The sequence below is a fragment of the Streptomyces sp. NBC_00154 genome (assembly GCF_026342835.1).
Taxonomy (GTDB): domain Bacteria; phylum Actinomycetota; class Actinomycetes; order Streptomycetales; family Streptomycetaceae; genus Streptomyces.
Window position 1 is genome coordinate 2,972,740 of the sequence record NZ_JAPEMI010000001.1, and the last position, 22,121, is coordinate 2,994,860.

Annotated in this window: 21 protein-coding genes; 14 read left to right on the forward strand and 7 right to left on the reverse strand. The window is 70.4% G+C overall.

The annotated features are described in order from the left end of the window. Positions 1-18: 18 nt before the first annotated feature. The 3 genes from OHA03_RS13305 to OHA03_RS13315 form a co-directional block, all read right to left on the reverse strand. The gene (locus OHA03_RS13305) at positions 19-1,152 is read right to left on the reverse strand and encodes an AI-2E family transporter (RefSeq protein WP_267003931.1); all 1,134 of its coding nucleotides are present in this window, start codon (positions 1,150-1,152) and stop codon (positions 19-21) included. 87 nt (positions 1,153-1,239) lie between these two features. Beyond that, positions 1,240-2,202, reverse strand: a complete 963-nt coding sequence (locus tag OHA03_RS13310; protein ID WP_267003933.1) for a pirin family protein — start codon at positions 2,200-2,202, stop codon at positions 1,240-1,242. A gap of 170 nt (positions 2,203-2,372) precedes the next feature. After that, positions 2,373-2,813 carry an SseB family protein gene (locus tag OHA03_RS13315; protein WP_030930244.1) on the reverse strand — a complete coding sequence of 147 codons (441 nt, stop codon included), beginning with the start codon at positions 2,811-2,813 and terminating at the stop codon, positions 2,373-2,375. A gap of 173 nt (positions 2,814-2,986) precedes the next feature. Here OHA03_RS13315 and OHA03_RS13320 point away from each other — a divergent pair, with 173 nt between their 5' ends. The 12 genes from OHA03_RS13320 to OHA03_RS13375 all read left to right on the forward strand — a co-directional run bounded on the left by OHA03_RS13320 (position 2,987) and on the right by OHA03_RS13375 (position 15,048). Next, positions 2,987-4,813, forward strand: a complete 1,827-nt coding sequence (locus OHA03_RS13320) for an acyl-CoA dehydrogenase (RefSeq protein WP_267003936.1) — start codon at positions 2,987-2,989, stop codon at positions 4,811-4,813. 318 nt (positions 4,814-5,131) lie between these two features. Further along, entirely contained in the window at positions 5,132-6,430 is a 1,299-nt protein-coding gene (locus OHA03_RS13325) for a M18 family aminopeptidase (RefSeq protein WP_267003938.1), read from the forward strand. Between the two features lie 175 nt (positions 6,431-6,605). Beyond that, positions 6,606-7,124 carry a SigE family RNA polymerase sigma factor gene (locus OHA03_RS13330; RefSeq protein ID WP_267003940.1) on the forward strand — a complete coding sequence of 173 codons (519 nt, stop codon included), beginning with the start codon at positions 6,606-6,608 and terminating at the stop codon, positions 7,122-7,124. Then, on the forward strand, positions 7,105-7,998 hold the full coding sequence (locus tag OHA03_RS13335; protein WP_267003942.1) for a hypothetical protein: 894 nt from the start codon (positions 7,105-7,107) through the stop codon (positions 7,996-7,998). The genes OHA03_RS13330 and OHA03_RS13335 overlap by 20 nt, the downstream gene beginning before the upstream one ends. A 282-nt stretch (positions 7,999-8,280) precedes the next feature. Next, positions 8,281-8,700 (forward strand): peptidase inhibitor family I36 protein, encoded by a 420-nt coding sequence (locus tag OHA03_RS13340; protein ID WP_267003944.1) that lies wholly within the window; start codon positions 8,281-8,283, stop codon positions 8,698-8,700. Positions 8,701-9,047: 347 nt separating this feature from the next. After that, complete coding sequence (locus OHA03_RS13345) at positions 9,048-9,830, forward strand: hypothetical protein (protein WP_267003946.1); 783 nt, start codon at positions 9,048-9,050, stop codon at positions 9,828-9,830. A 25-nt stretch (positions 9,831-9,855) separates the two neighbouring features. Beyond that, entirely contained in the window at positions 9,856-10,824 is a 969-nt protein-coding gene (locus OHA03_RS13350) for a hypothetical protein (RefSeq protein ID WP_267003948.1), read from the forward strand. Between the two features lie 20 nt (positions 10,825-10,844). Then, a complete protein-coding gene (locus OHA03_RS13355) occupies positions 10,845-12,434 on the forward strand; it encodes a peptidoglycan-binding protein (RefSeq protein WP_267003950.1) in 1,590 nt (529 codons plus the stop codon). Continuing rightward, a complete protein-coding gene (locus OHA03_RS13360) occupies positions 12,431-13,147 on the forward strand; it encodes an ABC transporter ATP-binding protein (RefSeq protein ID WP_267003952.1) in 717 nt (238 codons plus the stop codon). The genes OHA03_RS13355 and OHA03_RS13360 overlap by 4 nt, the downstream gene beginning before the upstream one ends. A gap of 41 nt (positions 13,148-13,188) precedes the next feature. Next, a complete protein-coding gene (locus OHA03_RS13365) occupies positions 13,189-14,436 on the forward strand; it encodes an ABC transporter permease (protein WP_267008036.1) in 1,248 nt (415 codons plus the stop codon). A 126-nt stretch (positions 14,437-14,562) separates the two neighbouring features. Beyond that, positions 14,563-14,784, forward strand: coding sequence for a DUF6458 family protein (locus OHA03_RS13370; RefSeq protein ID WP_267003954.1), 222 nt, complete (start codon positions 14,563-14,565; stop codon positions 14,782-14,784). Between the two features lie 90 nt (positions 14,785-14,874). After that, the gene (locus OHA03_RS13375; protein WP_267003956.1) at positions 14,875-15,048 is read left to right on the forward strand and encodes a hypothetical protein; all 174 of its coding nucleotides are present in this window, start codon (positions 14,875-14,877) and stop codon (positions 15,046-15,048) included. Between the two features lie 13 nt (positions 15,049-15,061). Here OHA03_RS13375 and OHA03_RS13380 read toward each other — a convergent pair whose 3' ends face one another. Together OHA03_RS13380 and OHA03_RS13385 are read right to left on the reverse strand one after the other, a co-directional pair. Next, entirely contained in the window at positions 15,062-16,879 is a 1,818-nt protein-coding gene (locus tag OHA03_RS13380; protein ID WP_267003958.1) for an NHL domain-containing thioredoxin family protein, read from the reverse strand. A gap of 215 nt (positions 16,880-17,094) precedes the next feature. After that, complete coding sequence (locus OHA03_RS13385; RefSeq protein ID WP_267003960.1) at positions 17,095-17,895, reverse strand: carbon-nitrogen family hydrolase; 801 nt, start codon at positions 17,893-17,895, stop codon at positions 17,095-17,097. A gap of 183 nt (positions 17,896-18,078) precedes the next feature. Here OHA03_RS13385 and OHA03_RS13390 point away from each other — a divergent pair, with 183 nt between their 5' ends. Next, a complete protein-coding gene (locus tag OHA03_RS13390; RefSeq protein ID WP_267003962.1) occupies positions 18,079-18,903 on the forward strand; it encodes a maleylpyruvate isomerase family mycothiol-dependent enzyme in 825 nt (274 codons plus the stop codon). Between the two features lie 73 nt (positions 18,904-18,976). Here the strand turns inward: OHA03_RS13390 and OHA03_RS13395 are convergent, their stop codons facing one another. Beyond that, entirely contained in the window at positions 18,977-20,287 is a 1,311-nt protein-coding gene (locus OHA03_RS13395) for a nitrate/nitrite transporter (protein ID WP_267003964.1), read from the reverse strand. Next, positions 20,284-20,958, reverse strand: coding sequence for a GntR family transcriptional regulator (locus OHA03_RS13400; RefSeq protein ID WP_267003966.1), 675 nt, complete (start codon positions 20,956-20,958; stop codon positions 20,284-20,286). Before OHA03_RS13400 ends, OHA03_RS13395 begins: the two co-directional genes overlap by 4 nt. 173 nt (positions 20,959-21,131) lie before the next feature. On the opposite strand from OHA03_RS13400, the gene OHA03_RS13405 reads away from it, so the two are divergent. Then, positions 21,132-22,031: a D-alanyl-D-alanine carboxypeptidase family protein gene (locus OHA03_RS13405; RefSeq protein WP_267003968.1), complete on the forward strand. Its 900-nt coding sequence runs from the start codon at positions 21,132-21,134 to the stop codon at positions 22,029-22,031. Positions 22,032-22,121 lie beyond the last annotated feature (90 nt).

A 22,121-nucleotide genomic window follows, 5' to 3' on the forward strand; every position in this document is an offset into this window, starting at 1 on the left:
CCGGTGGCCGCTCCGCCCTCAATCGCCGGGCAGGCTCGATGTGCCGGGTGATGGTGTGTCCGGCGGCGTCGGTGGGTCGGGCGGGGTGGAGGGGGGCGGTGGGTTCGGGTCGGGGCTGTAGCCCTTGCGGAGTTCGCCGAGGACGCCGAAGGCCGCCGCGCACACCGGTACCGCCAGCAGCATCCCCAGCAGGCCCGCCACGCTCGCCCCCGCGGTCAGCGCGATCATGATCATGGCCGGGTGCATCTGGACCGTACGGCTCTGGATCACCGGCTGCAGCACGTGACCCTCCAGCACCTGGACTGCGAGCACCACTCCGAGCGCCCAGAGCGCGATCACGACGCCCCGGTCCGCGAGCGCGACCAGGACGGCGACGGCACCCGAGAGGAACGCGCCGAGGTACGGGATGTACGCGCCGACGAAGACCAGCGCCCCGAGCCCCACCGCGCCCGGCACCCGCAGGATCAGCAGGCCGACCGTGATGCAGACGGCATCGATCAGCGCGATGAACGTGGTGCCGCGCATGAAGCCCTCGACGGCCTCGAAGGCCCGCCGCCCCATCGCCTCGACCAGCTCACCGGTGCCGCGCGGGGCGATGGTGTGGGCGAGGTCCACGGCCCGGTGGGAGTCGCGCAGGAAGAAGAAGGTCAGCAGCAGGGCGAGGACGCCGGTCGCGATCAGTGAGCCGACCAGGCTGATCCCGGTGAGCAGCCCGCCCGCGGCGCTTGCGCCGAACTTCTCGACGAGCTTCTGCGCGTTGGCGGCGAGGTCGTCCACATTGATGTCGCGCGCGAACCCGAAGTGGTCGACGACCCACTGCCCGGCGGCCTTCAGCGACCGGACGATCTGGCCGCCGCTGTCGATGAGCGCGGTGACGACGATGTACCCGGCGCCGCCGCCCACCGCGACGAGCAGCGCGCAGGTGAGCCCGGCGGCCACCGACCGGTTCACCCGGTGCTCGGCCAGCCACCGGTGGACGGGGCCGAGCAGCGCCGTACCGAGCAGGGCGAGCAGCACGGGTGTGACCGCCGTCTTGAGGACGATGCACAACCAGATCGCGACCGCGGCGACACCGGTGACCAGCAGAAGTACGGCGCACCAGGCGGCTGTCCGCCACGCGGCGTCGGGCAGGAGGGGCTTCCGGGTATGCACCCTCCCACCCGATCACGGTGCGGCAGTCATGTCCCGCCTGCACGGCCGTACGGGTGACGGACCGTCAGCGCGGCCCTTGCCGCAGGATCACTCACCCATGCCGTGGACCGCGGGCACGGTGCCGAGACGGCCGGCCTGGAAGTCCTCGAACGCCTTCTTGAGTTCGGCCTGGCTGTTCATGACGAACGGCCCGTAGTGCGCCATCGGCTCCCGGATCGGACGGCCACCGAGCAGCACGACCTCCAGGTCAGGAGTGTTGCCGTCCTGCTTCTCGTCCGCGCGGACGGTCAGCGACGACCCGGCGCCGAAGACCGCGGTCTGCCCCATGTGGACCGGGCGGCGCTCCTCGCCGACCGTGCCGCGGCCGGCCAGCACGTACGCGAGTCCGTTGAAGTCCTCGCGCCACGGCAGGGTCACCTCGGCGCCGGGGCGCACGGTGGCGTGGACCATCGTGATCGGGGTGTGGGTGACGCCCGGGCCCTCGTGCCCGTCGAGCTCACCGGCGATGACGCGGAGCAGCGCGCCGCCGTCCGGGGAGGCGAGGAGCTGGACCTGGCCGCCGCGGATGTCCTGGTAGCGGGGGGCCATCATCTTGTCGGCCTTGGGCAGGTTCACCCAGAGCTGGAGGCCGTGGAAGAGGCCGCCCGACATGACGAGGGACTCCGGCGGGGCCTCGATGTGCAGGAGGCCGGATCCGGCCGTCATCCACTGGGTGTCACCGTCGCGGATGGTGCCGCCGCCACCGTTGCTGTCCTGGTGGATGAAGGTGCCGTCGATGATGTACGTGACGGTCTCGAAGCCGCGGTGGGGGTGCCAGGGAGTGCCCTTGGGCTCGCCCGGCGCGTACTCCACCTCGCCCATCTGGTCCATCATGATGAACGGGTCGAGGTGCTTGTAGTTGATCCCGGCGAACGCGCGGCGAACCGGGAAGCCTTCGCCCTCGAATCCGCTCGGCGCCGTGGTGACGGCGAGCACGGGACGGGCCGTGGCGTCGCCCGAGGCGGCGACCTTGGGCAGGGTCAGTGGGTTTTCGACGGTCACTGCGGGCATGGGAGCCACCTCCGGGATTGTTCTGCCAATTTAGTTGAACAGTGAACATCTTGCAAGGGGCGCCGCATTCCCGGCCTGTCGCACGCAGCAGTAGGGGCCCATACCTGAGCGGTACGGGCCCCTACTGGCGTCCGGAAGGCCGGCAATCAGCCGTCGGCGGGCGGCGACGTCTAGCCGTACATGCGGCGCATCGCGAAGTCGACCATCTGCTCCACGGCCTTGGCGTCGAAGACCATGCGGTGCTCGCCCTCCATGTCGAGGACGAAGCCGTAGCCGGTGGGCAGCAGATCGATCACCTCGGCGCCGGTGATCACGAAGTACTTGGACTCCTTGCCTGCGTACAGCCGCAGCTCCTTGAGTGTGGTGAACATGGGGATCACCGGCTGCTGGGTGTTGTGCAGAGCGAGGAAGCCGGGGTTGTCGCCGCGCGGGCAGTAGACCTTCGAGGTCGCGAAGATCTGCTGGAAGTCCTCGGCGGACAGGGATCCGGTGGTGAAGGCCCGTACCGCGTCACCGAGAGACGGCGGCGAGGGCTCGGGATACAGCGGCTGCTCGCCGTAGCCGCCACCCATCTGCTGCTGTGCGCCCTGGTTCTGGTCGTAGCCGTACATACCCCAAAGAGTAATGGGACACATCCACCCCTCGAGGGGTTGCGTCTTATTACTGACGGGTAGCATCATCGGGGAGGTCAGCTGATATGCCTACCGCCAGCTCGTCGCCCGCCCGGCCCTCACGCCTTGACCGGGGCGCTGTGCGCCACTGCTATTGATTACGGAGCCTTCCCATGGGGCACTACAAGTCGAATCTCCGCGACATCGAGTTCAACCTCTTCGAGGTCCTCGGGCGCGACAAGCTGTACGGCACCGGCCCGTTCGCCGAGATGGACGTCGAGACGGCGAAGAGCATCCTCGACGAGGTCGCCCGCCTCGCGGAGAACGAGCTGGCCGACTCCTTCACCGACGCCGACCGCAACCCGCCGGTCTTCGACCCGGAGACCAACACCGCGCCGGTCCCGGAGACGTTCAAGAAGTCGTACCAGGCGTTCATGGACTCCGAGTACTGGCGCCTGGGTCTGCCCGAGGAGATCGGCGGCACGACCTCCCCGCGCTCCCTGATCTGGTCCTACGCGGAGCTGCTGCTCGGCTCGAACCCGGCCATCTGGATGTACTCCTCGGGCCCGGCGTTCGCCGGCATCCTCTTCGACGAGGGCAACGAGGCGCAGAAGAAGATCGCTGAGATCGCCGTCGAGAAGCAGTGGGGCTCGACGATGGTGCTGACCGAGCCGGACGCCGGTTCGGACGTCGGCGCGGGCCGCACGAAGGCCGTCGAGCAGGAGGACGGCTCCTGGCACATCGAGGGTGTGAAGCGCTTCATCACCTCGGGCGAGCACGACATGTCCGAGAACATCATTCACTACGTGCTGGCCCGCCCCGAGGGCGCAGGTCCGGGCACGAAGGGTCTGTCGCTCTTCATGGTCCCGAAGTTCCACTTCGACTGGACCACCGGTGAGCTGGGCGAGCGCAACGGCGTGTACGCGACGAACGTCGAGCACAAGATGGGCCTCAAGGCGTCCAACACGTGCGAGATGACGTTCGGCGACCAGCACCCCGCCAAGGGCTGGCTGATCGGTGACAAGCACGACGGCATCCGCCAGATGTTCCGCATCATCGAGTTCGCCCGGATGATGGTCGGCACGAAGGCCATCGCCACCCTCTCGACGGGGTACCTGAACGCGCTGGAGTACGCCAAGGAGCGGGTCCAGGGCACCGACCTGGCGAACTTCATGGACAAGACCGCGCCCAAGGTCACCATCACGCACCACCCCGATGTGCGCCGCTCGCTGATGACGCAGAAGGCGTACGCGGAGGGCATGCGCTCCCTCGTGCTGTACACCGCCTCCGTCCAGGACGCGATCCAGGAGAAGGAGGCCGCGGGCGAGGACGCGAAGGCGCTGCACGGCCTCAACGACCTGCTGCTCCCGATCGTGAAGGGCTACGGCTCCGAGAAGTCGTACGAGCAGCTGGCGCAGTCGCTCCAGACGTTCGGCGGCTCCGGGTACCTCCAGGAGTACCCGATCGAGCAGTACATCCGGGACGCCAAGATCGACACCCTCTACGAGGGCACCACGGCGATCCAGGGCCAGGACTTCTTCTTCCGGAAGATCGTCCGCGACCAGGGTGCCTCGCTGAACGCGCTGTCCGAGGAGATCAAGAAGTTCCTCGCCGGCGCCCAGGGCAACGAGGAGCTGTCCGGTGCGCTGGACTCGCTCGCCAAGGCGGCCGTGGACCTGGAGGCGATCGTCGGCACGATGATCACCGACCTCACCGCGACCGGCGAGGACGTCAAGAACATCTACAAGGTCGGCCTGAACACCACCCGCCTGCTGCTGGCCTCCGGCGATGTCGTCGTCGGCTACCTGCTGCTGAAGGGCGCGGCCGTGGCGGCCGAGAAGCTGCCGACCGCCTCCGCCAAGGACGTCGCCTTCTACCAGGGCAAGATCGCCGCAGCGAAGTTCTTCGCGGCCAACGTCCTGCCGGGCGTCTCGGCCGAGCGCGCGCTCGCCGAGGCGGTCGACGGCTCGCTGATGGACCTGGACGAGGCCGCGTTCTAGCCTTCGGCCCGCAGCATCGGTCAACGAGGCGCCGCCACCCGAATACTTTCGGGCGGCGGCGCTTTCGTATCGTCTCGTCCCGCCGCCTGCGGGGGGACAGGTCCGGTAGTTCCCGGCAGCGGGCTGCCACCCCGACCGGGCCGGTCCTTGTAATCGGCATCCGTATCCGCCGGGGCCCCCTCGCCACCGTGATCGCGGAGTGCGCGTAACAGGCGCTGGACGGCAAGGAGCCGACAGCCGTGGCGGCCGCGGGACAGGTATGTGCCGGGGTGGCGGTACGCGGATTCTTCCCGGTCCATCGTCGTTACAGTGAAGAACATGAGTTCTCCCCTCCGCTTCGACCGCGGTCACACCGACGACCTGATGGCCTTCCTGATGGCCAGCCCCTCCCCGTACCACGCCGTGGCCACCGCCGCGGCGCGGCTGGAGAAGGCCGGCTTCCGGCAGGTCGAGGAGACCGCGGCCTGGGACGCGTCCACCGGTGGGAAGTACGTGCTGCGCGGCGGGGCGATCATCGCCTGGTACGTGCCGGAGGGTGCCGGGGCGCACACCCCGTTCCGGATCGCCGGGGCGCACACCGACTCGCCGAATCTGCGGGTGAAGCCGCTGCCCGACACGGGGTCGTACGGCTGGCGGCAGATCGCCGTCGAGGTGTACGGCGGCACCCTGCTCAACACCTGGCTGGACCGGGACCTCGGTCTCGCGGGCCGGATCAGCCTGCGCGACGGCACGCACCGGCTGGTCAACATCGACCGGCCGCTGCTGCGCGTGCCTCAACTGGCCGTGCATCTGGACCGGTCGGCCAACACCGACGGTCTCAAGCTCGACCGGCAGAAGCACATGCAGCCGATCTGGGGACTCGGGGACGTCGAGGAGGGCGACCTGATCCGGTTCGTCGCCGAGGAGGCGGGCGTCGACGCCCAGGAGGTGACCGGCTGGGACCTGATGCCGCACGCCGTGGAGCCGCCGGCCTACCTGGGCCGGGACCGCGAACTGCTGGCCGGGCCGCGGATGGACAACCTGCTCTCCGTGCACGCGGCGACGGCCGCGCTCGCCGCCGTCGCCGGACAGCCGGACGACGAGATTCCGTACATCCCGGTGCTGGCCGCGTTCGACCACGAGGAGAACGGTTCGCAGTCGGACACCGGCGCGGACGGACCGCTGCTCGGCACGGTGCTGGAGCGCTCCGTCTTCGCCCGCGGCGGCACGTACGAGGACCGGGCCCGGGCATTCGCGGGGACCGTCTGTCTCTCCTCCGACACCGGTCACGCGATCCACCCCAACTACGGCGAGCGCCACGACCCGACACACCACCCGGTGGCGAACGGCGGGCCGATCCTCAAGGTCAACGTCAACATGCGGTACGCGACGGACGGCAGCGGCCGGGCCGTGTTCGCGGCGGCGTGCGAGAAGGCGGGCGTGCCGTGGCAGACGTTCGTCTCCAACAACTCGATGCCGTGCGGCACGACAATCGGCCCGATCACCGCGGCCCGGCACGGCATCCAGACCGTGGACATCGGCGTCGCGATCCTGTCGATGCACAGTGCGCGTGAGCTGTGCGGCGCGGACGACCCGTATCTGCTGGCGAACGCGCTGGCGGCGTTCCTGGCGGGCTGAGCGGGCCTGTCTCCGGGCCGGCCCCTTCCGTCGGGGCCGCCCCGTGCGCCGTCGGCCGGGCCGGTCCGTCCTTGACTCCGAAGAATTTCCGGAAGTCTGTGTAACGCGCGCCGCAGGCTCGGGCGTCTTCCCTATGCAGGGAGTTCGCGGGGCCGACGGCTGAGGGGTGACGCAGGTGACCGGTGGGACGGACGGGTTCCAGGAGTTCGCCCGCGCCACCGGTCCGCGCATGTTCCGTACCGCACTGCTGATGTGCGGGGACTGGCATCTCGCCGAGGATCTCGTGCAGACCGCGCTCGGGAAGGTGTTCGCCTCCTGGTCGCGGGTGCTGCGCGCGGACAGCCCGGACGCGTACGCGCGGACCGTCCTGATGCGCACGTACTTCTCGTACCGGAGGCTGCGGCGGTCCGCCGAGCGTCCGGTGGCCGCGCTGCCGGACGCCGCCGCGCCCGAGGGCGACAGCGCCCTGCGGGTCACCCTGCTCCACGCGCTGGCCACGCTGCCCGCCAAGGACCGGGCCGTGGTCGTCCTGCGCTACTGGGAGGACCGCAGCGTCAAGGAGACCGCCGACGCGCTCGGGATGAGCGAAGGCAGCGTCCGGGTGCGGTGCACCCGCGCGCTGACCCGGCTGCGCGCGCTGATCGGCGAGGACACAGGAAAGGACGGTGCTTCCCATGGACTCGTACGACGGTGAACCGGCCTACGCCGCCGAGCTGTCCCGGACCATGGACGTGGCTCTGGCCCGGCTCCCGGTGGACGCCGAACTGCTGCTCACGGGGTCGCTGGTGCGGGGCACCCGCCGACGGCGGCGTCGACGCGCCGCGGCCTGGGGCACGGCCTGCTCGGCGGCGGTGGCACTGACCGCCACCGCGCTGCTGGTGGTCCTGCCCGGCGGACGGTCCGGTCCGGTAACGGTCGTACTGCCCGAGTTCGCGGCGACCGGAGCCCCGGCCCCCGCAGGACGTGAACCGGCGACCGGGGCCGCCACGGCCGCGCTGCTGGTGGAGCTGCTGCCGGGACAGCCGGAGGTCACGGATGTGCAGACCCGGGACAGCGACCCGGCGTACACCTCCGTGCAGACCTACGGCCGGGTGACGCTGGCGAGCGGCGGGACGGTGGCGGTGTGGCTCCAGGGCGACTACGTCCGGGAGCCCGTCCGGGAACCGCTGCCCCGTGGCACGGCCGGCGCGCGGGACCCGAAACAGCAGCCGTGGAAGGACGGCAAGGGCGCCGTCGCGACACCCACGCACGCCCCCGCCCGGGACGACCTGGAGCAGCACTACTCGTGCCCCGCGGAGCAGGAGGCCAAGACGTGCCGGGTCGTCAAACTCGCCGACGGCTCCGTGCTGCTGGCCTACGAGGACCCGTCGAACTCCCTGACCTCGCGCACGGCCGACGTCCTGCGGCCGGACGGCACCCGGGTCAAGGTGACCGCAACCGGAACCAGGTTCGGCATGGACCAGCTGCGGGCCGTCGCGGCCAGTGACCGCTGGTCGGAATGGGTGGATCCGGCCACGAACGACGCCGCCGACCGATCCGATCCCGCCACGTCGAAGAGCCGGCCATGATTGGCAAGATCTCGATATGCGCAAAAAGGGCGGAATTACACATACCGGCTGATCGGCATGGACGTCACACCCGCCGCCGAAGACTCACCGAATGCCCGGTATCAGAGGCAACCCCAGGCGAACATGCGCACGAAACCTCATACGGGAATGAGAAGCGGTCAAAGTCCCAACTCTGCTGTCTCAAGCCGCTGTTAGCGTCTCGCAAGCCCCACAGGACCACAGCAGTCGACCTGTGCTCCCGGGGTCTCATCCATCCGCGAGACGAAGCAGGAAGAGACACATATGTCCAAGCGCATCGCCGCCGCACTGCTCTCCACCGCCGCAGCCCTCGGCCTGGGCAGCCTCGCCCTTGCGGCCCCGGCCTCAGCCGCGGACCGGGACGGCGTCTGCAACACCGGCGAGGTCTGCTACTTCTTCAACAGCAACTTCGGCGGATCGCGTTCCGACTTCTTCGGCAACGACGCCAACCTCCAGGACAACAACTTCCTGAGCTCCGGCAGCGGCCAGGGGCAGACCGTCAAGAACAACGCAGCCGGCGGCCGCAACCTGGACGCGACGTACAACGTCACCGTCTGGTTCAACAGCAACTACAACAACGGTACGTACACGGGCCGTTCGGACACGCTGCCGACCAACTACGGCGACCCGCAGTTCGACAACGTGTACAACGAGAACGCCTCGCACAGCTGGTGGCGCTCCTAGTCCGCGTCCGCACACCGCAGCACGCGAGTCGGGTGTCCTCCGGTCTCCGGAGGGCACCCCCCGTCGCGGCGCCGCTTCCCCTCCCACCGCCGCCACGCACACCGCCGCCGCGCGCACCTCCGACTGCTCCGGCGCCCCGTGCCCGTGCCCGTACGATCCCGAGCGGAGCCATGAAGTCCGTTGCGTCACGCCCTCTCGCGGCGTCCCTGCTGGCCCTGAACTGCCTTTTACTGAGCGCCTGTTCCACCGGTGGGACGCCGGTCCCCGCTCCGTCGCCGTCCACCGGGCAGAACAGGCCGTCGTCCTCCGCCGCGGCCGAGGACGTACACGTCCAGCAGCCCTTTCCGATGCCGGTCGACCCGTACCGGCTGAGCGGCGCCGACCGTACCGTTCTGTACGCCGCCGAGCAGAAGCTGGTCGCCTCCTGCATGCGGACGTACGACGTCGGCTACCGGGCCCCGGACACCGGCAACGCGCGACCCGCGCCCGAGGCCCCGTACGGCGTCACCGACCCGCGCTGGGCCCGCGACTACGGCTACCGGCTTCCGCCCGGCCTCCTCGGGGGCCGCCCCGAGTCGGCCGCGCAGCCCGACCTCACCACGGTCTCGCTGATCACCGGCGGCATCTCGTACGACCCCGACGGGCACGTACTGAGGAACGAGGACCAGCAGCGCCTCACCACGTACAAGGGGAAGCCCGTACCACCGGGCGGCTGCCTCGGACAGGCCCGCCGCACCCTCGCCGGCAACGACGGCAACCGGGACCTGACCCGCGTCGGGAGCCAGATCTACGGCACCGCGTACGCGAAGTCCAAGCAGGACCGGCGAGTGACCGCGGTCATCGCGGCCTGGTCGGCCTGCATGAAGAAGCAGGGCTTCGACTACACCTCCCCGCTCGATCCGGCCAACGATCCCGGCTTCCCCAAGGCGCCGCCCGCCGACGCCCGGGAGAAGAGGACCGCCGTCGCCGATGTCGCCTGCAAGAAGAAGACCGGTCTGGTCGACGTCTGGCACCGGGCCGAGAGCGCCGTAGAACGCTCCCTCATGACGAACCGCACAGCCGAGCTGGCAGCCGCCAAGGCCGACAGGGACACCCGGCTGAAGAACGCACGCCGCGTCATCTCCTCGTAGACCACCCCGTAATGGAGCAGCCACGATGAACCTCCCCTCCGCCCGCCCGGCCTGCCTCCGGCTGGCCGTTCCCGCGCTGGCCCTCGTCGCCGTCACCGCCGTCGCGGGCTGCGGCGGCCAGTCCGACGACGACTCCGCCGCGCCCGGCACCGGCGGCAAGGGCTCCACCGCTCAGGGCGGGACGGGCGCCTGGGAACCCCTGCCGCTCACCGCCTACATCCAGAACTCCGACGACGACGCCCGAACCATTCAGCGGGCCACCAACCTGCTCATGGTGTCCTGCATGAAGCGGTACGGCTTCGACTACCGCGCGCAGCCCGAGGTGGTGGAGGCCAAGCCGGCCCGCGACTCGGAGTACCGGCAGTTACCTGCCGCGCAGGCCGCCTCATACGGCTACCGCTCCCCGGCCGCGGCCGACGCGGCCGCCCAGGAGACGGGCGACGACGGCAAGACCGGCTCCGCGGCGGAGGAAGCCGTGCGCATCGGCACCGGCGCCGCCACCGTCGGCGGCAAAGCCGTACCCGACGGCGGCTGCAAGGGCGAGGTGTCCCGGACGATGGCGAAGGGCCTGCCCGAGCTCCCCGTTCCCAGCCCGGTCGACGAGGCGGCGAACGCCGCCGCGCAGAAGGCGCAGGCCGACGGCTCGCTGACCACGGCCGTCGGCAAGTGGAGTGCCTGCATGAAGGAGCAGGGCTTCGTCTTCTCCCAGCCGCAGGACCCGCTCGCCCAGTTCTCCGGCAAGAGCGGCCGCGACAGCGGCGGCAGCCCCGACGGCGGCGACCGGGTCGCGGCGACCGCGACCGACGAGGAGAAGAAGGTCGCCGTCGCCGACAGTGCCTGCAACAAGAAGTCCTCGCTCGAACAGACCTGGTACACGGTCACCAAGCCTCTCCAGCAGGCCGAGATCGACCGGCGGGCCGAGGAGTTCAAGCTCGTGGAGGAATGGAACCAGGGGTACGTGAAGAACGCCCAGAAGGCCCTCGCCAAGAACTGATGAACAGTCAGGACGAGTACATGAATGAGGACCCGCAGCTGCTGGACGACGAGACCGAAGCGGGCGCGGGCCTGTCCCGTGCCCGCCGCTGGGTGATCGCCGTGGCCGTCGGAGCCGTGGTCCTCACCGGTACGGGCGTCGGGGCCTCGCTGCTCATCAAGTCGCCCGCGCAGGCCGCGGCCGACTCGGCGCCGCCGCCTGCCGATGTGTTGACCGCACCGGTCGACAAGCGCGTACTGCGGTCCTCGGTGATCCTGCGCGGCACGGTCGTCGCCGGACAGAGTCTGGATGTCACCCCCGTCGCGGCCGGAGTGGGCGACGGCGGCACCACGCCGACCGTGACCAAGACCCCGCTGAAGGCGGGCGACACCGTCCTGGCCGGCAAGCCCCTCATCGAGGTGTCGGGGCGTCCGGTCATCGCTCTCCCGGGGGCGCTTCCCGTCTACCGTGACCTCAAGCCGGGGGCCGAGGGCGACGACGTGACCCAGCTCCAGCGGGCCCTCGCCGGCCTCGGACACGGAACCGCTCCCGACCCCTCGGGGACGTACGGCCCGGGCACGAAGGGAGCCGTGAGCAAGCTCTACGCCTCGCTCGGATACGACCCCGCCGTGGCGGGCGGCGACGACGGGGAGGGGCTGAAGGCGGCCGAGCAGCTGGTGAAGTCCCAGGAACGTGCGGTCGAGGACGCGCAGGACGCGCTGGACACGGCGCAGGCCGCGGAGGGGGCGTCGGAGGCTTCAGGGACGTCGGGTGGCGCGGGTTCGTCGGATGACGCCGGTGCCCCGGGCACCTCGGGCGCCGCGGACGGCGCAGCGGCAGCCGGCGGGCGGGCCGGCGGAAGCGGCGGCAGCGGGCTGAAGGAACTGCGGAAGAACCTGACCCGCTCCCAGCAGGACCTCGCCGACGCCCGGACCGCCCTGGCCGCGGTGCAAGCCGCCGACGGTCCCATGCTGCCCGCATCCGAAGTGGTGTTCCTGGAGAAGTTTCCGGCCCGGGTGGACAGCGTCTCGGCTCACGTCGGCAGCCAGGTGTCCGGCCCGGTGATGAAGGTGTCCGCCGGTGCACTCGTCGTCCACGGCTACCTCCAGGCCCATCAGAAGGGTCTGATCAGGGAGGGTCAGAAGGTGGATGTGCTGTCCGAGATCACCGGTGCACAGGCAGCCGCCCGGGTGCAGTCGGTGGCCGGCAGTCCGACCGTCCAGCAGTCCGGTTCCTCGGGCCAGGGCGGCGAACAGACCGGCGCGCAGGCACCTGCCACAGGCGGCGGGTCCGGGTACCTCATGGTGGTCAGGCCCGACCGGAAGCTCCCCGCGGAGCTGGCCGGGCAGGACGTACGGCTGACCGTGGAGTCCAGCGCGACCGAGGGCAAGGTCCTTGTCGTCCCGGTGAGTGCGGTGTCCGCCGGGGCCGACGGCAGGACGGTCGTCACGGTGGTCACCGGCCAGGGCCAGGAGAGCGAACGCCGCCGGGTGTCCGTACGCCCGGGAACCAACGGCGACGGCTTCGTCGAGGTCACCCCGCTCTCCCCCGGCACCCTCCGCGAGGGCGACCGCGTCCTGACCGGGCTCAAACAGCCGGACGGCAGCGGCGGCGAGGGGGCCACGCCATGACCGGTATCGAGGGGGAGGCCGGCACCCCCGACACCCCGGTGATCGAATTCCGCCGGGTCGCGCTCACCTACCCCGGCCCGCCCCCGGTGCACGCCTTCCGGCCCTGCGACCTCACCGTCCACCGGGGCGACTTCATGACGGTCGTCGGCCCGTCCGGGTCCGGCAAGTCCACGTTCCTCAACATCGTGGGTCTGCTCGACGCCCCGACCGCCGGCACCTATCTGCTGGACGGCATCGAGACCGGGGCGCTCGGCGATGCCGACCGGACCGCGTTGCGCGGCCGGCGCATCGGCTTCGTCTTCCAGGCATTCCATCTGATGCCGCACCGAAGCGCGCTGGAGAACGTGATCCTGGCGATGGTCTACTGCGGCGTCCCGCGCATCGAACGCCCCGACCGGGCCCGCGCCGCACTCCAGCGGGTCGGGCTCGGCCACCGGGTGCACGCGTTGCCCAGCCGGATGTCCGGCGGTGAGCGCCAGCGCGTCGCCATCGCTCGCGCCCTGGTGGCCCGGCCCTCCCTGCTGCTGTGCGACGAACCGACCGGCAATCTCGACTCCGTCAACGCCGGCACCGTGCTCCGGCTGCTGGAGGAGCTGCACACCGAAGGCATGACGATCGTGCTGATCACCCATGACGCGGAGGTCGCCGCCCGCGGTCTGCGCACGGTCGCCATCCGCGACGGAGTGCTCCGCGAGCAGGTGACCGTCGCGTGAGTGACCGCCGCACGGGAGCCCGCCGCACAAGCGCCGCTCTCATGAGTGCCCTTCGCAGGAAGCGCACCCGCACTCCCCGCATCACGCCCTCCTCCTTCTCACCCCGCGACCTGCTCTCCGAAGCTCTCGCCGGAGTGCTCCAGCGGCCCGCCCGCTCGGTGCTCACCGCCCTCGGAACCGTCCTGGGGGTGGGCACGTTCGTCGCCGTGCTCGGACTGACGGCGACGGCCTCCTCGCAGATCGACTCCCGGTTCAGCCTGCTCACCGCGACCGAGGTGACCGTGGGGGACGTGGCACGCGAGAAGGACGAGTTCGCCGGGCCGGCCTTCCCCGACGACGCGGGACCCCGCGTGGAGAAGCTCGGCGGCGTACGCCACGCAGGCGTGTTCTGGCCGGTACGCCCCACCGGCGGCAGCCCGGACGTCCGGTCCTCACCGGTCGGGGACTCCACCGGTCAGAAGATCGATGTGGTCGCCGCGTCACCCGGCGCCGTGCAGGCGGCCGAACCGCGGCTCTCCCAGGGACGGCTGTACGACACGTACCACGCGGCCGACGGTCTGCAGGTCGCCGTCGTCAGCAGGGGAATCGCCGCCCGGCTCGGCATCAGCACGCTCGAGACGGCGCCCGCCGTGTTCATCGACGACCAGCCGTTCACAGTGATCGGCATCATCGACGATGTGCGGCGCAAGCCCGAGGTACTGATGTCCGTCATCGTCCCGGACACCGCGGCCCGCAGACTGTGGGGTCCGCCCACCGAAGGGGCGCAGATGCTGATCGCCACCGACGTGGGGGCCGCACGGCAGATCGCGTCGGAGGTGCCCACCGCGCTGCGCCCCGACCATCCGGAGTACCTCAAGGCCGTACCTCCGCCGGACCCCAGGGCGCTGCGGTCCTCGGTCACCTCCGACCTGGACCAGCTCTTTCTGCTGCTCGCGGCGATCTGTCTGGTCATCGGCGCGGTGGGGATCGCCAACACCACACTCGTCGCCGTCCTGGAACGGACCGGTGAGATCGGGCTGCGCCGGGCACTCGGGGCGCGCGGGCGCCATGTCACGGCCCAGTTCCTCGCCGAGTCGGGCGCGCTGGGAACCCTGGGCGGACTGGTCGGCACCAGCATCGGCACGATCGCCGTGGTGGCCGTGGCGGTGGTCCGCGACTGGACGCCGGTGGTGCACACCGCCACGGTCGCCGCCGCACCGGCGATCGGGCTGCTCACCGGGGTACTGGCCGGGATCTACCCGGCCTGGCGGGCCGCCCGCATCCAGCCGGTGGAGGCCCTCCGGCGCTGAGGGCCGGTGACCGCGCCGACGCCGTCCCCGGCCGACTGATCCACCTTCCACACATGGTTGTTGCCGGGCCGGGTACGCGATCCGTACACGGTCCGGAGCCTCCGGGCCGCCGAGGAGGCGTGACCCATGGGACTCGGAGGATTTATCATCCTCATCGCCGTCGGGGCGATACTCACCTTCGCCACCGACTGGCAGATGGACACCGTCAATGTCGACCTGGTCGGCTGGATCATGATGATCGTCGGCATCATCGGAGTCTTCGTCTACGCGAGCATCGCGCGGCGCCGCCGGATGGTCGTACCGCCCAGCACCACGGTCGTGTCCGAGGACGAGCGCCACGGAATCTGAACCGAATTCCGGCCTCTTTGCTGTTGGCTCACGGCGGTCGGTTCGGCGGGGCCCCCGGGCGGTGATCTCAGTTCTTTGCCCGGGGGACGAGTGACAGTGGAGTTCCACCTGCTCGGTGCGCTGTCCGTAGCCACCGGGTCCGGTGATCTGCCACTCGGCCCCGCCGAGCGCCGCAGTCTGCTCGCCGCACTGTTCCTGCCCTGCTCACCGGCAACGGTGCGGACGAGTACGCCCGAGCTCCGCAACGGCGCCGACGACTTCTGAGCCGGTCGGCCCGTCAGGCCTGCTCGTCCATTCCGGCGAGCACCAGCGGCAGCCGCGCCGTCCCCTGCACGCTCACGCGGACGGGGACACCCCAGTCCTGCTGGTGGACGTGGCAGGCCGGGTACTCGTTCTCCGGGTCGTCGTCACAGGACGCCGCCATCGCGGACACATGCAGGACGCCTTCGGTGACGCCGTCGGCCAGGACCAGGTCGCGGAAGAGATCTGTGCCGGGGCCGGCGCCCTCCGCCAACAGCTCGGGCGGGGTCGACGAGACCAGCAGCCGGGTCGAGGGACCGTACCGGGTGTCCAGCTTCTGACCGGCGGGCGCCTGGAAGACCACGTCCAGCCGGAGCGTGCCGGGGGCGATCTCGGTGGCCGCGCGCTGAGTGCGGTGCGCCTGGTCGGCGACCCGTACGGCCTCCTCGGGCAGCCGCAGCCGGGTCAGCCGGTGCCGGGCGGACTCGACGACGACGAGATCGCCGTCGACCAGCACGGCATCGCTCGGCTCGCGCAGATCCGTGGCCAGCGTGGTGACCTCGCGGGTGGCGGGGTCGTAACGGCGCAGGGCGTGGTTGTACGTGTCGCTGACGGCGACGGACCCGTCGGGCAACGCGGTCACGCCCAGCGGGTGCTGGAAGAGCGCCTGGTCGGCGGCGCCGTCGCGGTGACCGAAGTCGAAGAGGCCGGTGCCGACGGCCGTGTGCACGGTCCCGTCCCGGTCCACGTACCGCAGCGCGGACGTCTCCGAGTCGGCGACCCAGAGCCGGTCGCCGTCGGCCGAAGCGGCAAGTCCGGACGGCTGGGCGAACCAGGCCTCGTCGGCCGGACCGTCGACAAGTCCCTCGTTGGTCGTGCCCGCGGCGACCTGCACGGTTCCGGACCCGGGGTCGTACGACCACAGTTGGTGGACGCCGGCCATGGCGATCCACAGCCGGTCGGCGAACCAGGCGACGTCCCACGGGGAGGAGAGGTCGACCTCTCGCGCCGGGCCGGACGTCGGGGAGCCCTGCCACCACTGGCGGCCGGTGCCCGCGAGGGTCGTCGTCACCCCGGTCGTGAGGTCGAGGGCGCGGATGGCGTGGTTGACGGTGTCGGCGACGGCGATCCGGCCGTCGGGCAGCACGGCGAGCCCCTGCGGCTCACTGAACCGGACCTCGTCGGGCCCGCCGTCCGCGAGCCCGCGGTCCCCCGTGCCGAAGTGACGGCGGACCGTCTCGCCGTCCCGTTCGATCTCGACGAGGCGGTGCCGGGTGGTGTCGGAGACGAGGAAGCCGCCGTCCGGCAGCAGCAGGGCCTTGCCGGGGAAGCGCAGATGCGTGGCGACGGGCTCTGGCGCCACGTACGGGCCGTCGCCGCGGCGCAGCGTGCCCTTCGCGGCGTGCTCGGCCTCCAGCTCCTCGACGAGCTTCTCGATGGCGTGCGCATGGCCCTCACCGGCGTGCTGGGCGACGACATAGCCCTCGGGGTCGATGACGACCAGTGTCGGCCAGGCGCGTACGGCGTACTGCTTCCAGGTGGCGAGCTCGGGGTCGTCGAGGACGGGATGGTGGACCTCGTACCGCTCGACGGCGTCGACGACGGCCTGGTGCTCGGCCTCGTGGACGAACTTCGGCGAATGGACACCGATGATCACCACGGTGTCGCGATGCTTCTCCTCCAGCTCGCGCAGCTCATCGAGGACATGCAGACAGTTCACACAGCAGAACGTCCAAAAATCCAGAATGACGATGCGTCCTCGCAGGTCAGCGAGGGTGTATTGCTGGTCGCCGGTATTGAGCCAGCCACCCTTGCCGACCAGCTCGGGGGCCCTGACGCGCGCACGTGTTGCCATGTGGACAGTCAACATCACCGTCGTGCGTCCGCATTCCGGAGGGTCTCAGGCATGGCGGACGACCCAGACGTCCCAGCCGTCCCAGCCGTCCAAGGGAGTCCCACCGGGACGTTTCACGTGAAACCGGGCCCCGCCCGACGCTGGGGCGAGGCCCGGTCCGACGGATACGTCAGCGGATACCCGACGGTGGTGCGATTTCCGGTCCGACCGATGCGTCAGCGACCGCTCGACGGCGGGGCAAGACCCAGCCGCCGGTCCTTGAGCGCCGGGAACTGCTCCCGCGTGGCGGTGACCCCGGCCGGGTCGAACTCCACGGTGAGCACCTCCTCGTCCGCGCCCGCCTCGGCGAGCACCTCGCCCCACGGGTCGACGGCGATGCTGTGCCCGGCCTGCTCCACCCCGGCGTGGGTGCCCGCGGTGCCGACGGCCAGGACGTACGCCTGGTTCTCGACGGCGCGCGCCTGGGCCAGCAGCGTCCAGTGGGCGCGGCGCCGCTCCGGCCAGCCCGCCGGGACGACGAGCGTCTGCGCGCCCGCGTCGACAAGGCCGCGGAACAGTTCGGGGAAGCGCAGGTCGTAGCAGGTGGCCAGGCCGAGCGTGGTCTGCGGCAGGGTGACCGTCACGAGGTCCTCACCGGCGCCCATCATCACCGCCTCGCCCTTGTCGAAGCCGAAGCGGTGGATCTTGCGGTAGGCGGCTGCCCGCTCGCCCTCCGGGGTGAAGACCAGCGAGGTGTTGTAGAGCGTGCCGTCGTCGGCACGCTCCACGAAGGAGCCGGCATGCAGCCAGACTCCGGCATCGGCCGCGGCCTTCGCCATCAGGTCGTGGGTGGGCCCGCGGAGCGGTTCGGCCTCGTCGGCGAAGGCGGTGTACGCGAACGCGCCGACCGGCCAGAGTTCGGGGAGGACCACCAGATCGGCGCCACGCTGGTCCGCGACCAACGACGCCACGCGATCCCTACGGGAATTGACGGATTCGTCCGGGTCTACTGCGATCTGGATGAGGGAGGCGCGCACACTACCACCGTCCTGGCATTCGAGCCGTCAACACGGGCCTACGATCGTCACACGAAAGCACTGCCGGGGTGCCTGCTCGCAGCGTAACTTAGCGACCGAGCCTCCCACGCAGCCCGCAGCCGCCACCCGCCGACCGCGCCCAGCAGTCCAGCCCATGCACCGCAGAACCGCACGAGGGGTCCCGTGACCGTCCATCCCAGCCTCCAGACCTACGCCGATGCCTGGACCCACTCCGTCGAGTCGATAGCCGAGCTGGTGAAGCCGCTCGCCGAGGGGGAGTGGAACCGCCGTACACCGTGCCCCGGTTGGTCGGTGCGCGATATCGTCTCGCACGTCATCGGCATGGAGTGCGAGCAGCTCGGCGATCCGCGGCCGATCCACACGCTGCCGCGCGATCTCTACCACGTACAGAACGACTTCACCCGCTACATGGAGATGCAGGTCGATGTGCGGCGCCACCACACCGCACCCGAGATGACCTCCGAGCTGGAGTACACGATCATCCGCCGCTCCCGTCAGCTGCGGAACGAGTCGCGTGACCCGGAGACCATGACCCGCGCGCCGCTCGGCGCCGAGCAGACCCTGGAACTGGCGCTGCGGATGCGGGCCTTCGACGTCTGGGTGCACGAGCAGGATCTGCGGACGACGCTGGGCAGGCCCGGCAACCTGGACTCCCCCGGAGCCACCATCGCCCGGGACACGCTGCTCGCCGCGCTGCCGAAGGTGGTCGCCAAGGACGCGGGCGCGCCGCCCAACTCGGCGGTCGTGCTCGATGTGCACGGGCCGGTGGAGTTCCTGCGCACGGTCAGGGTCGATGCGGACGGCCGTGGTTCGGTGGACGGTTCGCCTTCGCTGGGGCCCGCGGTGACGCTGTCGATGGACTGGGAGACCTACGTCCGGCTGGCCTGCGGCCGGGTCCGCCCGGCGGCGGTCGCGGACCGGATCAAGGTCGAGGGCGACCAGGAGCTGGCGACGGCGATCCTGCAGAACTTCGCCGTGACCCCGTAACGGCACGGTCGGCGGCGCCCGTCTTTCGTGAAGTGAAGAGACGGGCGCGCCGCCGAGCCGGCTGCCGCAGGGGTCACGCGGGTACGTGCACAGCCTCCACGCGGCTGATCACATGATGGTTCCGCTCCCGCAGCGTGGCACGGGCGTGCAGCCGCAGAATCTGGACGACCCCGAGCGCCTCCAGCACGAAGACGGAGGCAAAGGCGATGCGGTAGTTGTCGCCTGTCGCGTCGAGCAGCACACCGACGGCGAACAGGGTGGTCATCGAGGCGGTGAAGCCGCCCATGTTGACGATCCCCGACGCGGTGCCCTGCCGCTCCGGCGGGTTGGCCGGGCGCGCGAAGTCGAAGCCGATCATCGAGGCGGGACCACAGGCGCCGAGCACCACGCAGAGCGTGATCAGCAGCCACATCGGCGCGTGGTCGCCCGGGTACAGGATGGCCGATGCCCACAGGACGGCGGTCAACGCGACCGTGCCGAGGGCCAGCGGGGCACGCGCGGCATGGTGGCGGGCGATGACCTGCCCGTAGACGAGGCCGACGGCCATGTTGGAGAGCACCACCAGGGTGAGCAGCTCACCGGCGGTGGACCGGCTCAGCCCCTGCGCCTCCACCAGGAACGGCATCCCCCACAGCAGCAGGAACACCATGGCCGGGAACTGCGTGGTGAAGTGCACCCACATCCCGAGCCGGGTGCCGGGTTCCCGCCACGAGGCGGCGATCTGCTTGCGTACGTAGGCCGCGCCGGCGTGCTCGGCGGGCGGCGGCTCGTGCCCCTCGGGGTGGTCCTTCAGGAAGAGGAGCAGCAGCACCAGCACCACGACCCCGGCGACCGCGCTGCCCGCGAACGTGGCAGTCCAGCCGAAGCCGTGGAGGGCGCGGGCGATGAAGAGCGTCGAGACGAGGTTGCCCGCCATGCCGAAGAGCGCGGCGATCTGGCCGATCAGCGGCCCGCGCCGGGCCGGGAACCAGCGGGCGCCGAGCCGCAGCACACTGATGAACGTCATCGCGTCGCCGCAGCCGAGCAGCGCACGGGAGGCCAGCGCCGTGGCGTACGAAGGGGAGAACGCGAAGCCGAGCTGCCCGACGGTGAACAGGACGACCCCGATGGTGAGGACCTTCTTGGTGCCCAGCCGGTCGACCATCAGGCCGACAGGTATCTGCATGCCCGCATAGACGAGCAGCTGAAGGATGGAGAACGTCGACAGGGCCGAGGCGTTGACGCCGAACCGGTCGGCGGCGTCCAGGCCGGCGACACCGAGGCTCGTACGGAAGATGATCGCGACGAAGTAGACGGCGACACCGATGCCCCAGACCCCGGCGGCACGCCGGCCGCCGGGCGGATCACCGGGCAGGGACAGGCTGGGAGCGGCGGCAGAACTCACCGGTCCTCACCCCGGACCAGCACCTTGACCCGGCTGACGTGGCGCCGTACGACCTGTGCGGCACCGTCCGCGTCACCGGCCCTGATCGCGTCCAGCAGCTCGCCGTGCTCGGTGATGTTGGCGGCGATCCTGCCGGGGTGCGCCTCCATCACCGCGACGCCCATCCGTAGCTGCCGGTCGCGCAGCTGGTCGTAGAGGCGCGACAGGATCTCGTTGCCCGCGTGGCGCACGATCTCGGCGTGGAAGCAGCGGTCCGCGACCGAGACTGCTGCGAGATCCCCGGCCGCCACGTGCTGCCGCTGCTCGTCGAGCAGCTCCTCCAGCCGGGAGATCAGCTTCGCCGAGGCAGGCACGGCCTTGCGGGCGGCGAACTCCTCGACCAGCAGCCGGGTCTCCACCACGTCCGCGATCTCCTGCGCGGAGACGGCGAGCACCAGCGCCCCCTTCTTCGGGTAGAGCTTGATCAGCCCTTCGACCTCCAGCCGCAGCAGCGCCTCGCGCACCGGGGTACGGGAGACGCCGACGGCCTCCGCCAGGTCCCCCTCGGTGAGCAGCGTCCCGCCCTCGTACCGGCGGTCGAGAACCGCCTGCTTGACGTGGGTGTAGACGCGCTCGGCGGCGGGCGGCTGCTTGACGGGCGGGCGGGTCACGGCAGGGGGTGCGGCAGGCATGCACACAGCATAGATACAACATGCGCGCATGCCGGGACGCTGTCCGGGATCCGGACGGTAAATCCCTGGAAATTACCTCGGGGATCGGCACATCCATCCACTCGTCTCATGAGTCTCACCACCGAGCGGCACCTTCATGTAGCCGCATTCCAGGGGCATTTGGAGCGTTCAAGTTGAAAATCGGCATTAAGGGCATAAGCCGCGCATCCGCCACTGTCACCGTGGCCCTGACCGCGGGTGCCGTCCTTGCAGGCAGCGTGTTCGCTGCCACGGCGCAGGCCGCCACGCCGCCCACACCCACGATCGCCGCCAAGGGCGGCTACGTGATGAACAACGGCACCGCGAAGACTCTCTTCACGAAGGCCGCGGACACCCGTCGCTCCACCGGCTCCACCACCAAGATCATGACGGCCAAGGTGGTGCTGGCGCAGAAGAACCTGAACCTGGATTCCAAGGTCACGATCCAGAAGGCGTACAGCGACTACATCGTCGACAAGGGCGCCTCGTCGGCCCACCTGATCGTCGGCGACAAGGTCACCGTCCGCCAGCTTCTGTACGGTCTGATGCTGCCGTCCGGCTGCGACGCCGCGTACGCCCTCGCCGACAAGTTCGGCACCGGCACCTCCCGCTCGGCCCGGGTGAAGTCGTTCATCGGCAAGATGAACGCCTCCGCCAAGTCCCTCGGTCTGACGAACACCCACTTCGACTCGTTCGACGGCATAGGGAATGGCTCGAACTACTCGACGCCGCGCGACCTGACGAAGATCGCCAGCAGTGCGATGAAGAACTCCACGTTCCGCACGGTCGTCAAGACCAAGTCGACCAAGCAGAAGGTCACCACGAAGAGCGGCGGCTACCGCTACATGTCGTGGTCCAACACCAACACGATGCTCAGCAGCTACAGCGGTGCGATCGGTGTGAAGACCGGCTCCGGCCCGACGGCCAAGTACTGCCTGGTCTTCGCCGCGACCCGGAACGGCAAGACGGTCATCGGCACCGTGCTCGCCTCCACGAGCGCGACCACCCGGACCGCCGACATGAAGAAGATCATGGACTACTCCTTCAAGAAGTAGTCCTCCATCCCGCACCCGGGACACCAGGAGGGGCCTGCCGCGCACTGCGGCGGGTCCCTTCCCGTACCCGGGCCCTCCCCGCCATCCGGC